This window comes from Brevundimonas sp. GCM10030266 (assembly GCF_042666595.1).
GTDB lineage: Bacteria > Pseudomonadota > Alphaproteobacteria > Caulobacterales > Caulobacteraceae > Brevundimonas.
Genome location: NZ_JBHTCY010000002.1, coordinates 177,173 through 190,416, shown reverse-complemented (window position 1 = coordinate 190,416; position 13,244 = coordinate 177,173). Strand labels below are relative to the sequence as shown.

Genomic DNA, 13,244 nt, shown 5'->3' with positions numbered 1-13,244 from the left:
TCGGACGCGGGGTGTCGGACCGATTGGCCCGACGCCCCGGTTCGGCTAGGCTGTGACAATGAGTCAGAAGCGCCTTTTCCATACGGTCTCCGAACAGATCCTCCAGTTGATCGCCGACGAGGGCTACGGCCCTGGCGCGAAACTGCCGGGGGAGCGCGAACTGGCGGAACAGTTCGGCGTCAGCCGCGTCACCGTGCGCGAGGCCGAGGTGGCGCTGCAGGCCCAGGGCAAGCTGGCCATCAAGACCGGCTCGGGCGTCTTCGTGTCCGGCATGCCGGCCGCCCACGCCCTGCCGATCGTCAGCGCCTTCGAGGTGACGGAGGCGCGGTCGCTGTTCGAATCCGAGGCCGCGGCGCTGGCCGCATCGGTCATCGGGGCGGAGGCCCTGGAGCGGCTGGACTATCTGGTCCGGTCGATGGACGGCAGCAATCCGGATCTGGACGCGGATGCGGCGGACCGGGAGTTTCACCGGGTCATCGCGGCCTCGGCCAACAATGTCGCGGTGCTGCACACCATCGAAACCCTGTGGCGGATGCGGACCGAGCAGCCGCAGGTGCGGGCGGCGCACAAGGCGGTCTGCGAAATCGACGATTCCTCCCGCGTGGAAGAGCATATGGCCATCCTCGACGCCCTGAAGGCGCGGGATCCGGGCGGCGCCCGGCGGGCCATGCGCGCCCACTTCAATCGCCTCCTGTCGGCCATGCTGGACGCCAGCGCGGCGCAGGCCCAGCAGGAGCTGGAGCGTCAGACGGCGGCCAGTCGCGAACGCTTCCTGATCAGCACCCGCGCGATCTAGGGCATCTTGAGCGGACCAATTGGTCTGCAATATTCTCCCGATATTCCGAACCAAGCGGTTGGCGCGACCGGTTCTTGCTGATAGCGTCCCAGGACGGTCGCAGAGCCGTCAGCGAGTCCGCGCCAAGTCGGACCGATCGGGAGGCGTGAATGTTTGCAAGATGGGCGGCCGTCGCGGCCGTATTGCTGTGGGCGGGAAGCGCCGCGGCCCAGACCTCGACCGTCGTCAACAACCCGCAGGAGTACCAGCGGGCCGTCCGCGCCGCGAAGCCGGGCGACACCATCGTGCTGGCGGACGGCGTCTGGACCGATTTCCAGATCCTGTTCGACGCCGAGGGCCAGCCGGGCCGTCCCATCACCCTGACCGCCCAGACGCCGGGGCGGGTCATCCTGTCAGGGCAGTCGAACCTGCGCATGGCCGGCCGTCAGCTGGTGGTGTCGAACCTTGTGTTCCGTGACGGCCATTCGCCGACGGGAGAGGTCATTTCCTTCCGCCGCTCGCGGGATCGCCGGGCGGTCGAGAGTCGGGTCACAGGCGTGGTCATCGACGGCTTCAACAAGCCGGATCGCGGAACCTCGGACAACTGGGTGGCCATGTATGGCTCGCACAACCGGTTCGACCACAATCATCTGACCGGAAAGACCAATCTGGGCACGACCCTGGTTGTCGTTCGCGACGAGCAGCAGGGGCTCGATAACCGGCACCGGATCGACCACAACTATTTCGGACCGCGCCCGAACCTGGGCTCGAACGGCGGCGAGACGATCCGGGTCGGCACCAGCGCCGACTCGTTGTCGGCGTCGAACACCGTGGTGGAGAACAACTGGTTCGAGGGCTGCGACGGCGAGGTGGAGATCGTCTCCAACAAGTCGGGCGGCAACATCTATCGCGGCAATGTCTTCTTCCAGTCGCGCGGCGCGCTGGTGCTGCGCCACGGCGACGGCAATCTGGTCGAGAACAACGTCTTCATCGGCGGGAACAAGCCGCACACCGGCGGCATCCGTGTGATCAACCGCAACCAGACGATCCGTAACAACTACATGGAAGGTCTGGCGGGCGACGGTTTCGCCTCGGCCTTCAGCATCATGTACGGCGTGCCGAACTCGCCGATCAACCGCTACCATCAGGTGGACAATGCGGTGATCGAGAACAACACCATCATCGGTGCGCGCAGCATCTTCCTCGGCGCCGGCATGGACGAGGAGCGTTCCGCCGGACCGATCAACAGCCGCTTCGCCAACAACCTGATCGTGGCCGCCGACGGCCGCCGCGACCCGGTTCGCATTCTGGGTGATCTGGCCGGTATCGCCTTCGCGGGCAACATCCAGAGCCCGGCGGTGTCCGAGGGGCTGACCCGGGGCGTCGAGGGGCGGGCCGTCACCCTGACGCGTGGTCCCGGCGGCCTGATGGTTCCGGAAGGGCTGGAGGGCGTCGGCGCCGCGCGCGATCTGCGCATCGTGGCGCGCGGCGGCACCGGCGTGGACTGGTATCCCAAGCATGGCCAGCAGCCGCGTCTGGACACCGGCGGCGAGGTGGCCGTGGCGCCGGGCGAGGGGACGCTCGCCGCCGCCGCCGAGGCCGCGGCGCCGGGCGCGATCCTGACGCTGGCCGCCGGTCGTTACAGCGTGGACCGGACGATTGCGGTCGATGCGCCCCTGACCGTGCGCGGCCCGGCCGAGGGCGAGGCCGAGATCGCCTTTTCCCGTCCGGCGCTTTTCCAGCTGCAACGCGGCGGCTCGCTGAAGCTGTCGCGTGTGGCGGTGACCGGGCGCGATGCGCCGGATGAGGTGGGCAATGCGGTGATCCGGGTGGCCCCCGGTTCGAACGCCGCCAATTTCGAGGTCATCGTCGAGGAGAGCCGGGTCTCGGACCTGACGGTCAACCGCGGCTTTGACGTGATTTCCCTCGGCAAGGGCAGCATGGCCGATCAGGTTCTGCTTAAGGGCGTGACGGTCGAGAACGTCACCGGCGCTGTCATCTCGGCCGCCGCCGAAACCGATGACCGCGGCACCTACAATGTCGAGGCCGTTCGCATCGAGGGCGGGAGCTTCCGCCGGGTCGGCGGGCCGGTGGTGGACCTGTACCGCGGCGGAACGGACGAGAGCACCTTCGGGCCGCGCCTGTCGGTGACGGGCGCTGTCTTCGATCACGCTGGTTCGACTGCGACGCCCGCCCTGCTGATGCGTGGGGTTCAGTTCGCGGAGGTCAGCGGCAACCGCCTGACCGACAGCGGCGTCATTCGCTTCAATCATCGTGTCGGCGAACCGGTGCTGGTCGCCCGCGACAATCAGCTGGTGCGTTCGCCGGCGCTTGAATCCGACGTCGCCCCGGTGGCGACCCTGCCGGAGACGCTGTGATGATCCTTCGACTGTCCCTCTCGGCCCTGCTGCTGGCCGGAACGGCGCTGGGCGCGACGCCTGCGGCGGCGTCGACTGCCCCGCCTGCCGTGGTGCAGGCCCAGGCCGCGACGACTCCCGTGCTGACCAGCGCCGAGGACTGGCGCCGGATGGCCGAGACCGGTGGGCAGTATCCGATGTTCGCCGCCGAACAGGCGCGAGTCGAGCGGATGGTGCGCGCCGCCATGAACCGCGAGATCGACGTGCCGGTCCCGCGCGATCCGGGCGGCGGCTATACCCACGAGCAGCACAAGCGGAACTATCAGGCGATCTACAGCGCCGGCGCCCTGTACCGGCTGACGGGCGACCGCGCCTACGCCGACTTCGCCCGCGAACTGCTGCTGAGATACGCGGACCTCTATCCGACGCTGGGCGCCCACCCGGCCGGGCGCGGCCAGATCCCGGGCCGGGTGTTCTGGCAGACGCTGAATGACTCGGTCTGGCTGGTCTATTCTGTGCAGGGCTATGACGCGATCCGCGAGACGCTGAGCGACGCGGACCGCCAGAAGATCGACGATCTGGTCTTCCGCCGCATGGCGCGCTTCCTGTCGGATGAGACGCCGAACAATTTCGAGCGCATCCACAACCACGCGACCTGGGCGGTCGCGGCTGTCGGCATGACCGGCTACGTCCTGCGGGATGCGGAGATGTCCGAGAAGGCCCTGATGGGGCTGCAGAAGGACGGCTCGGCCGGCTTCATCGCCCAGATCGACCAGCTGTTCTCGCCGGACGGCTACTACGAGGAAGGGCCGTACTATCAACGCTATGCGCTGGCGCCCTTCATCATCTTCGCAAGGGCGATCGAGCAGAACGACCCGGCGCGCGGCATCTTCCGTCATCGCGACGGCGTGCTGCTGAAGGCGGTCGATACGCTGGTCCAGTCCAGCTACGGCGGCTACTTCATCCCGATCAACGACGCCATTCTGGACAAGGGGCTGGACACCGAGGAACTGGTGACCGGCGTGGCCATCGCCTATGCGCGCAGCCGTGATCCGGGCCTGCTGTCGATCGCCGAACGGCAGGGCCGCACCCTGCTGTCGCCGGATGGCCTGAGTGTCGCCCAGGGCGTGGCCGAGGGCGCGGCGCGTCCGTTCGACTTCCGCTCGGTCCTGCTGCGTGACGGCGCGGACGGCACGCATGGCGGCCTGGGCATCCTGCGCGAGAACGGCGAGGACGGTCAGGCGCTGGTGTTCAAGGCCACGGCCATGGGCATGGGGCACGGCCATTTCGACAAGCTGAACTGGCTCTTCTACGACAACGGCCAGCGGGTGGTGACCGACTACGGCGCCGCGCGCTTCCTGAACATCGAGGCCAAGGCGGGTGGCATCTACCTGCCGGAGAACAACAGCTGGGCCAAGACGACGGTCGCGCACAACACCCTGGTGGTGAACGAGCGCAACCAGTTCGGTGGTGACTGGCGCGTGGGCGAGGATCGGGCGCCCGAGGTGCTGTTCTTCGAGACCGGGGAGGGGACGCAGATCGTCTCGGCCCGTCAGACCGGCGCCTATGACGGGGTGATCTTCACCCGGACGCAGGCGCTGGTCGAGCATCCGGATCTGGGCCTGCCGCTCGTGATCGACCTGCTGCGCGCCACCGGTTCGGCGAACGCCCGCTATGACCTGCCGCTGCACTACAACGGCCACATCATGAACGTCGGCTTCGAGGCCCAGCGGGCCGTGGCCGAGCGTCCGGTGCTGGGTCGCGCCGACGGCTATCAGCACCTCTGGGTCGACGCCTCGACGGCGGCGGCGCAACAGACGCGCAGCCTGACCTGGCTGCTGGACGGCCGCTTCTACACCTGGCGCTTCGGGGCCAGTGCGCCATCGCGAGCCATCCTGGCCGAGACCGGCGCCAATGATCCCGACTTCAACCTGCGCCGCGAGCCGCTGCTGATCCAGCGCGTGGACGGCCAGTCCGAGGTGTCCTTCTTCGGCGTGCTGGAGCCGCATGGCCGCTACGACGGTACGGCCGAGACGGTGACCGGCGCGAGCAGCCGCATCCAGGACATCAGGCGGGTGCGTGGCGACGGCGCCGAGGTGATCGTGCTGACCCTGAGTTCGGGCAGGACGCTGGCGCTGGGTGTGGCGGACGACGTGACCGCCGGGGCGGCCCATTCGGTCTCGGCCGACGGCCAGACCTGGCGCTGGACCGGCCCCTGGGCCCGACTGGATCGATAGAGGCCGGCGCGCAGGCGACCGACCCGTGACGGGAGTGAAAGAGTGACGCAGAAACGATCCGCAGTGCGATGGCTGATTATCGGCCTGATCGCCGTGGCCACGGTGATCAACTACATCGACCGCAACGCCCTGGCGGTGATGTGGCCCGAGATCGCCGGCGACATTGGCGCGACCAAGGAGGACTACGCCCTTCTGGTCACCATCTTCATGCTGTTCTACGCGGCGGGCCAGTTCGTGTTCGGGCGGCTGTTCGACAAGATCGGCACGCGGATGGGCTTCGCCCTGTCGATCGGGGTCTGGTCGATCTCGATCGCCCTGCACGCGGTCGCCAACTCGATCACATCCTTCAGCATCGTGCGCGCCATGCTGGGCATCAGCGAGGCCGGCGCCTGGCCGGGGGCGGTGAAGGCCAATGCCGAGTGGTTCCCGCCCAAGGAGCGCGCCTTCGCCCAAGGCATCTTCAACGCCGGCGCCTCGATCGGGGCCATCATCTCGGCGCCGCTGATCGCGCTGCTGTTCCTGTGGCTGGGCTGGAAGGGCACCTTCATCCTTGTCGGCGCGCTGGGCTTCATCTGGCTGCTGCCCTGGCTGGTCATCTACCGCGCGGGGCCGGACAAGCACCCGTGGGTCAATGAGGCCGAGCGGGTCCTGATCCTCGACGCCCCGGCCGACGCCGGCGGTCCGGTCGGTCCGATCTACACCCCGACGCTGAAGCAGATGATGTCCCATCGCCAGAGTTGGGGCGTGGTCATCTCGCGCTTCTTCCTGGATCCGATCTGGTGGCTGTTCGTGTCGTGGCTGCCGATCTATCTGGCCGAGACCTTCAGCTTCGACATCAAGCAGATCGGCATCTTCGCCTGGGTGCCCTTCGTCGGCGCCATGATCGGCAGCCTGGCCGGCGGCTGGCTGTCGGGCAAGCTGATCGCCTCGGGCTGGAGCGCCGACCGCGCCCGCAAATGGGTCATCACCCTGGGCTGCATCGTCATGGCGCCGGCCCTGCTGGGCGCGGTGCTGGCGACGGATCCGACCGTCGCGGTGCTGACCATCGCGGTCGTTCTGTTCGGCTTCCAGGTCGCCATCGGCAACATCCAGACCATCCCGGGCGACCTGTTCCACGGCAAGTCCGTGGGCTCGCTCGCCGGCATCGGCGGCATGGCGGCGGTGGCCGGCACCCTGATCACCACCTGGCTGGTCCCGGTGATGACCAAGGTCTCCTACGCCCCGATCTTCATTCTGGTGGCCTCGCTCATTCCGCTCTGCCTGATCGCGATCTGGTGGATCACCGGGCCGGTCCGGAAGCTCGATGAGCCCGGCGGCCAGACCCCGGCCGATCAGGCCTGAACCCCTTTCCCAACCCCTTCCTCCCTTAGGACTACGAGAGACATGACGTTCAAGAACAAGGTGGCCATCGTCACCGGCGGCGGCCGCGACATTGGCCGGGCCGTTTCGATCCAGCTGGCCGCCGAAGGGGCCAAGGTCTGCATCAACTTCGCCAATGACGAAGTCAGCGCGCAGGAAACCCTGCGCCTGATCAAGGACGCGGGCGGCGAAGCTATCCTGCACCGCGCCGACGTCACCGACGCCGCCGCCGTCGAGGGACTGGTGGCCGCGACGCAGGCCGCCTTCGGTCAGAAGATCGATGTGCTGGTCAACACCGCCGGCGGCATGGTGGCGCGCAAGCCGCTGGCCGAGATCGACGAGGCCTTCTTCCACACGGTGATGGACCTGAACCTGAAGTCGGTCTTCCTGACCACCAAGGCCGTGGTCCCGCACATGGAGGCGGGCGCCGCCATCGTGAACTTCGCCTCGCTGGCCGGACGTGACGGCGGCGGCCCCGGCGCGGCCATCTATGCGACCTCGAAGGCGGCGGTGATGACCTTCACCCGCTCGATGGCCAAGGAACTGGGGCCGAAGGGCATCCGGGTGAACGCCCTGTGCTGCGGGATGATCTCGACCCGCTTCCACGACGACTTCACCAAGCCGGAAGTGCGTCAGGCGGTGGCCAACGGCACGCCGCTGCGCCGTGAGGGCCGTCCGGAGGAAGCCGCCGCGACGGCGGTGTTCCTGGCGTCGGATGCGGCCGGCTTCATGACCGGGGCCAATGTCGATGTGAACGGCGGCACCTTCTTCTCCTGATCCTGAACGCCGAGGGGTGTTGATGATGCGTGGTGTGATGACGGCCGTGGCGTGCGCCGCGGCCCTGATCCTCGCGGCCGGGCCGACGCAGGCGCGGATCGCTTCGGGCGAGCCTGTCTGGGTCGCGGCCTGGACCGCCTCGGCGGCGCCGGATCGCAGGGACGGGACGCCCGAGGCCCCGGTGCTGTTCAACGCCCAGACGGTGCGTCAGGACATGCGACTGGGGACTTCGGCGACCGCCGTGCGGTTCCGCATCACCAACGAACTGGGCGCGGCTCCCCTGCGGCTGGACAGTCTGACGGCGCGTCTGACGAACGGGCAGGGCGCGGCCGTGCCGGTGACCTTCGACGGGCGGACCGAGGTGATCATTCCGGTCGGGGCGGCGTGGATCAGTGATCCGGTCACCCTGGCGGTTCCGGCCTTCGGCGACGTGTCGCTGAGCATCCACTTCCCCGAGGCGACCCAGCCGGCGGTGCGTCGCACGCCGGTGCGGATCGTGGACGGGCAGGGCGAGGTTCCGGACAGCGCCCGCGTGGTCCGGCGCCAGAACGTGGTCTCGGCCATCTACGCCCAACGTGACAGCGCCCCGACCGTGGTCGTGGCGCTGGGGGACTCGATCACCGAGGGCGCGACCGCCACGCTGGACGCCCATCGCGAATGGACCAGCGTGCTGGCCCAACGCTTCGAGGCGACCTGCCCCGGCCAGATCGTACTGCTGAACCAGGGCATCAGCGGCAATCGCCTGATGGACCATGGCCGCAGCCATTCGGCGCTGGCCCGGCTGGATCGGGACGTTCTGGCCCTGCCGCAGGTGGACTATGTGATCCTGCTCGAGGGCATCAACGACATCCGGCACAACGGCGATCCGGCCCGTCCGGGGCGAAACGCGGCGGACATGATGCTGGGCTATCGTCAGGTGGTCAGCCGGTTGCACGACCGGAACATCCGGGTCATCGGCGGCACCCTGACGCCGTTCGAGGGCTCGGAACGCTACGAGCCTGTGTCGGAGGGCACGCGTCAGACGCTGAACACCTTTATCCGCGATGGCGGAGTGTTCGACGGGGTGATCGATTTCGACGCCGCCGTGCGTGATCCGGCCAAGCCGGAGGGCTTCCGCGACGGGACCAGCCGCGATGACCGGCTGCATCCGAATGACGAGGGCTATCGCCTGATGGCCGAGAGCATTGATCTGGCCCAGTTCGGCTGTCGTTCGGCATGACGGATATGATGACCGGCTGGGCGGTCCCGGCCGCCGAACGCCGGGCCTGGGACTGCATCGCCCTGGGCGAGGTCATGTTGCGTCTCGACCCCGGCGAGGACCGGGTCCGCAGCGCCCGGGCCTTCACCGTCTGGGAGGGCGGTGGGGAGTACAACGTCGCCCGTGGCCTGAGCCGCACCTTCCGTCGCTCGACCGCTGTGCTGACGGCGCTGCCGCGCAACGATCTGGGCGTGCTGACCGAGTCACTGATCGCCTCGGCGCGGGTCGATGTGCGCCATGTGCTGTGGCGGGACTGGGACGGCATCGGGCGCAATACCCGGCTCGGGTTGAACTTCACCGAGCGCGGGTTCGGCGTGCGTGCGCCGCTGGGCGTGTCGGACCGCGCCAACTCGGCGGCGTCGGCCCTGACGCCAGAGGATTTCGACTGGGACGCCCTGTTCGGCTCCGGCGGCGCCCGCTGGCTGCACACCGGCGGCATCTTCGCGGCGCTGTCGGAGAGCACGGCGCGCACCGCCATTGCGGCGGTGAAGGCGGCGCGTCTGCACGGGGTGCCGGTCTCGTATGACCTGAACCACCGCGCCAGCCTGTGGAACAGCCATCCCGATCCGTCGGCGGCGCGCGAGGTGAACCGGGCGATCATCGCCGAGGCTGACCTGCTGTTTGGCGACGATCATGGATTGCGCGCCTGTCTGGGACTGGCGGATGACTGGGCCGGACGCCGGGGCTGGCCGACCGATCCCGCGCCGCCGACGCGGGCGGCGACCCTCGCCTTCGGGATGTTCCCGAACCTGAAGGGCGTGGCCTACAGCCTGCGCGATCCGCGCAGCGCCTCCGAGAACAGCTGGCAGGGCGTCTTCCACGACCGGACGGATCGCTATGTGTCGGCCCTGCGCTCCGATCTGGAAATCCTTGATCGGGTCGGCGGCGGCGACGCCTTCGCCTCGGGCGTTATCCATGCCCTGCTGAACGGAGAGGGCGGGCAGCGCGCGGTCGATCTGGGCGCGGCCCACGGCGCCCTGGCGATGACCACGCCCGGCGACAACGCCAATGTCAGCGCGGACGAGGTCGAAGCGCTGGCGCGCGGCGACAAGGCTGCGGCCCGGCGCTAAGCCGGACGGCGACCTCGCGGTCTCAGCTCTCCAGCCGGTTGTTCCAGCAACGGACCGTCACATCGTCCGGGCCGAGCGGCGAGCCTGCCTCGATCAGGATCGTTCGGGTCTCGCCGGCGACCATGTCGAAATGGTTGTCGCTGAACCGCAGATCGGCGCGCCTTGAGGTGAGGTGCACGAAGGCGAGATAGGCCTCGGCCTGAAGCTCGACCTTCAGCCGCGTCGGACCCAGCCGGCTGATCCGCGTCTCAGGGCGTGCGGCAGGCAGCTTCAGGTCGCGGATGGGGGCGGACAGCCAGCGTGCGCGGTCGAAGGCTCCGTCGGTCGACCGGGCGTGCAGAACGAGATCATCCCCCTTCGGCAGGTCGCCCCGCCAGAGGACGTGGTGTCCGTCGGCGGGCGCGTCCATCCGGGCCGTCCATTGCCCGCGGATACCTCCGGACAGGGTCTCCAGCGTCACCACGACCTCGCCGACGACGGCCTGCCGGGTGTCGTTGGTGATCCAGAGCTCGACGTGATCGCCGACGGCCTTGAAGGAGGCCAGAACCGGGGCGAAGGCGCGGCGGACGGCGTGGAAGGAGGCCTTCTCCACCCCGTCCCAGTCGATCAGGCTCCAGCTGACGCAGGGCCAGCAGTCATTGAGCTGCCACAGGACCGCGCCGGAACAGTGGGGGCGGCGTCGGCGGAAATGCTCGATGCCGAACTTCAGCCCCTCGGCCTGACACCACTGGGTGAAGTCGACGTAGTCGCGCAGGGTGGTCGGCAGGCCGGTCACCGGAATCATCATGGCGTCGGCCTTGCGGGCCTCATCCTTGATCCGGGCGAGGAAGCCTTCGCTCTCGGGCATCAGGTCGGCCGGGTCCATCCAGCGTTCCAGCGTCTCCAGCGCCGGCGCAGCCTGCAGGCCGAACTCGCTGACAAACCTCGACATATCCTCGGCATAGCGGGGATAGCCGACACCTTCGGGTGAGGACTGGAAGTCGCCGATCATGTCCGCATCGGGGATCGGGGGAATGCCGTGCCAGACGGTCCAGTCGTGGACGTCGCCGGCGATCATGCTGTTCGGGTTCGGCCCGCCCCAGGGGCTGCCGGGGCGATATGGCGTTTCCGGGTCGAGACGCGACAGAACCTCGGGCAGCACCTCGTCGTACAGCCTGAGACCGGACAGGAGGCCGTCCTCGCCGGCCATGTCGTTGTTGATCCGGTGCATGGCCTGGCTCTCGTTGTTGCCGCACCAGACGGCCAGACTGGGGTGGTGGCGCAGGCGGCGCACCTGCTCCTCGGCCTCGATCCGCACGGAGGCGGCGAAGGCGTCATCCTCCGGATAGTGGGCGCAGGCGAACATGAAGTCCTGCCAGACCAGCAGGCCCGCCTGGTCGCAGAGATCGTAGAAGAGGTCCGGCTCGTAGATGCCGCCGCCCCAGACCCGGATCATGTTCATATTGGCGCGGACCGACTGATCGATCAGGCGGGTGTAGGCGGCCGCATCCACGTCTGCGACGAAGGAGGAGGCGGGCACCCAGCAGGCGCCCTTGGCGAAGATCGGCACGCCGTTCAGCACGAAGCGGAAGAAGGTGGCGCCGGGCTCGTCCGGATCGGATGACTCGTCGATGGTGATGGTGCGCAGGCCGACCGTGCGGGTGGCCTGATCCAGCGTCTCGCCCTCCGCGGACAGGGTCACGGCGAGGGTGTGCAGGGGCTGGGCGCCGAGGTCGGCGGTCCACCACAGACGGGGTTGGTCGATGTGAACCGGCAGGGTCAGCGAGGCCTCCGCCGGGCCTTCATGGCGGAAGATGACGGCGCCGTCCGGGTCGGTGAGGGTGACTTCGACGCGGGCGCCCGTCGGCGCCTCCAGCGCCAGTTCGATCCGGGCCTCGGCGCCTTCGGTCGAGGCGGACAGGGTGGCGAAGCGGAGGCCGGCGATGCGGGCGGGGGAGCGCACCTCCAGCCGCGCCGTCTTCCAGATGCCGACGGTGGGCAGGTCCGGGCCCCAGTCCCAGCCCCAGCCGAACTGGGCCTTGCGCATGGCGTTGCGGCGCGAACGGCTGATCCGGTCGGTGAAGGCGCTCCAGATCGGCAGGGTGCGTTCCGGCGCGGCGGTCGCGGGCGGATCGAAGCGGATGGCGACCGTGTGGGTCTTGCCGGGTGTCAGCCGGTTGGTGACGTCGAAGGTCCAGCGGCGGAACATGTTGTCCGCGCGCCCGATCTCGACTCCGTCGAGGAAGATGACGGCGAAGGTGTCCAGTCCGTCGAAGACCAGTTCCGCGGTCTGGCCGGAGGCGAGGGCGGGGGCCTTGAAGGTCGTGTGCTGCCACCATTCGCGGTCGCGGACCCAGGCGGCGTCCGCCTCGGCGCGACCCTGGAAGGGATGGGCGAGTCGACCGGCGTTGATCAGGGCCTGATAGACATCGCCCGGGGCGGTGATGGCGATGCCGTCGTCCGGCCTGTCCGTCGCGGATCCGGCGCCGGGATCGCGGTCGAACAGGGTCCAGTGCTCAAGCGCGACGCCGCTCATCCGGCCGCCCTCGCGGCCTCGACCTCGGCGATGAAGGCCTCGGTTTCGGCATTCGCCTGCTCGCCGGCGCCGATGAAATAGTTGTGGCCGATGTCCTGGAAGGTGATGAGCCGCGCGCCCGGAATCATCTCCGCCAGCGCCTTTCCCGCCTCATAGGGCACCAGAAGATCCTGGGTGCCGTGGAGCACCAGCGTCGGCAGTTTGAGGGCGCGGACCTCGTCGGGATTCACGCTGTAGGCCGAGACCGCGAGGCCTTGGGCGATCACGCCGTGAAGCACGAAGGGATCCGTCTTCAGGACCACCATGTCACGCGCGATCCGGTCGTCGGGCGCGGCGTCGCCATAGCCGTTCTTGAACTTCGGCTTGGCCAGAATCTTCAGCACCGGCATGGCGTGGTAGAGCAGCCGGATCAGCCAGTCGGGCTTGCGCTTGATGTCCGCGGTCTTGGCCATGGTGCAGCCCAGGATCAGCGAGCGCACCCGTTCCGGGTAGCGCAGGCCGAACTCCAGGGCGATGCCGCCCCCCATCGACACCCCGTAGACGTGAGCCGTCTCGACGCCCGCCGCGTCCAGTACGGCAAGGGCGTCGGCAGCCATCTCGCTGACGCTGGTCCGGCGGGGCGCATCGCTCTGGCCCGTGCCGCGATTGTCGAACGAAATCAGATGGTAGCGTCCGCCCATCGCCTCCTTGAGCGGATACCACATGCCCGAGCTGTAGCGATGTCCCATGATCAGCAGGATGGGGACGCCCGACCCTTCTTCGGTCCACGCCAGACGCACGCCGCCACGATCCAGAAAACGCATGATCTTCTCCCTCGGGCGGCTTGTTTTGTCTGCGGGGACAGCCGCTCCGTCCGACACACTCCGTCGGGTCCGCGTCGAATGCAAGATGTTCAT

At 68.6% G+C, this 13,244-nt stretch carries 9 protein-coding genes; 7 read left to right on the top strand and 2 right to left on the bottom strand.

Going from position 1 to position 13,244, the window contains the following annotated elements; all coding sequences use genetic code 11:
• Positions 1-58 precede the first annotated feature (58 nt).
• The 7 genes from ACFQQC_RS07465 to ACFQQC_RS07435 all read left to right on the top strand — a co-directional run bounded on the left by ACFQQC_RS07465 (position 59) and on the right by ACFQQC_RS07435 (position 9,833).
• A complete protein-coding gene (locus tag ACFQQC_RS07465) occupies positions 59-796 on the top strand; it encodes a FadR/GntR family transcriptional regulator (protein ID WP_376861235.1) in 738 nt (245 codons plus the stop codon).
• Positions 797-945: 149 nt separating this feature from the next.
• Entirely contained in the window at positions 946-3,153 is a 2,208-nt protein-coding gene (locus ACFQQC_RS07460; RefSeq protein WP_376861233.1) for a polysaccharide lyase 6 family protein, read from the top strand.
• Positions 3,153-5,369, top strand: a complete 2,217-nt coding sequence (locus tag ACFQQC_RS07455; protein WP_376861231.1) for an alginate lyase family protein — start codon at positions 3,153-3,155, stop codon at positions 5,367-5,369. The genes ACFQQC_RS07460 and ACFQQC_RS07455 overlap by 1 nt, the downstream gene beginning before the upstream one ends.
• Positions 5,370-5,411: 42 nt before the next feature.
• Positions 5,412-6,710 (top strand): MFS transporter, encoded by a 1,299-nt coding sequence (locus tag ACFQQC_RS07450; RefSeq protein ID WP_376861229.1) that lies wholly within the window; start codon positions 5,412-5,414, stop codon positions 6,708-6,710.
• Positions 6,711-6,752: 42 nt separating this feature from the next.
• Complete coding sequence (locus tag ACFQQC_RS07445) at positions 6,753-7,505, top strand: SDR family NAD(P)-dependent oxidoreductase (RefSeq protein ID WP_376861227.1); 753 nt, start codon at positions 6,753-6,755, stop codon at positions 7,503-7,505.
• 22 nt (positions 7,506-7,527) lie between these two features.
• On the top strand, positions 7,528-8,724 hold the full coding sequence (locus tag ACFQQC_RS07440) for a GDSL-type esterase/lipase family protein (protein ID WP_376861225.1): 1,197 nt from the start codon (positions 7,528-7,530) through the stop codon (positions 8,722-8,724).
• Complete coding sequence (locus tag ACFQQC_RS07435) at positions 8,721-9,833, top strand: sugar kinase (RefSeq protein WP_376861223.1); 1,113 nt, start codon at positions 8,721-8,723, stop codon at positions 9,831-9,833. The genes ACFQQC_RS07440 and ACFQQC_RS07435 overlap by 4 nt, the downstream gene beginning before the upstream one ends.
• 22 nt (positions 9,834-9,855) lie before the next feature.
• On the opposite strand, the gene ACFQQC_RS07430 is transcribed toward ACFQQC_RS07435, so the two are convergent.
• Complete coding sequence (locus ACFQQC_RS07430; RefSeq protein ID WP_376861221.1) at positions 9,856-12,348, bottom strand: glycoside hydrolase family 2 protein; 2,493 nt, start codon at positions 12,346-12,348, stop codon at positions 9,856-9,858.
• Positions 12,345-13,151, bottom strand: a complete 807-nt coding sequence (locus tag ACFQQC_RS07425) for an alpha/beta hydrolase (RefSeq protein ID WP_376861219.1) — start codon at positions 13,149-13,151, stop codon at positions 12,345-12,347. Before ACFQQC_RS07425 ends, ACFQQC_RS07430 begins: the two co-directional genes overlap by 4 nt.
• Between the last annotated feature and the right edge of the window lie 93 nt (positions 13,152-13,244).

Coding starts and splice junctions, on each gene's coding strand:
- ACFQQC_RS07465 (WP_376861235.1), top strand. CDS start 59: ATGAGTCAGAAGCGCCTTTTCCATACGGTCTCCGAACAGATCCTCCAG.
- ACFQQC_RS07460 (WP_376861233.1), top strand. CDS start 946: ATGTTTGCAAGATGGGCGGCCGTCGCGGCCGTATTGCTGTGGGCGGGA.
- ACFQQC_RS07455 (WP_376861231.1), top strand. CDS start 3,153: ATGATCCTTCGACTGTCCCTCTCGGCCCTGCTGCTGGCCGGAACGGCG.
- ACFQQC_RS07445 (WP_376861227.1), top strand. CDS start 6,753: ATGACGTTCAAGAACAAGGTGGCCATCGTCACCGGCGGCGGCCGCGAC.
- ACFQQC_RS07440 (WP_376861225.1), top strand. CDS start 7,528: ATGATGCGTGGTGTGATGACGGCCGTGGCGTGCGCCGCGGCCCTGATC.
- ACFQQC_RS07435 (WP_376861223.1), top strand. CDS start 8,721: ATGACGGATATGATGACCGGCTGGGCGGTCCCGGCCGCCGAACGCCGG.
- ACFQQC_RS07430 (WP_376861221.1), bottom strand. CDS start 12,348: ATGAGCGGCGTCGCGCTTGAGCACTGGACCCTGTTCGACCGCGATCCC.
- ACFQQC_RS07425 (WP_376861219.1), bottom strand. CDS start 13,151: ATGCGTTTTCTGGATCGTGGCGGCGTGCGTCTGGCGTGGACCGAAGAA.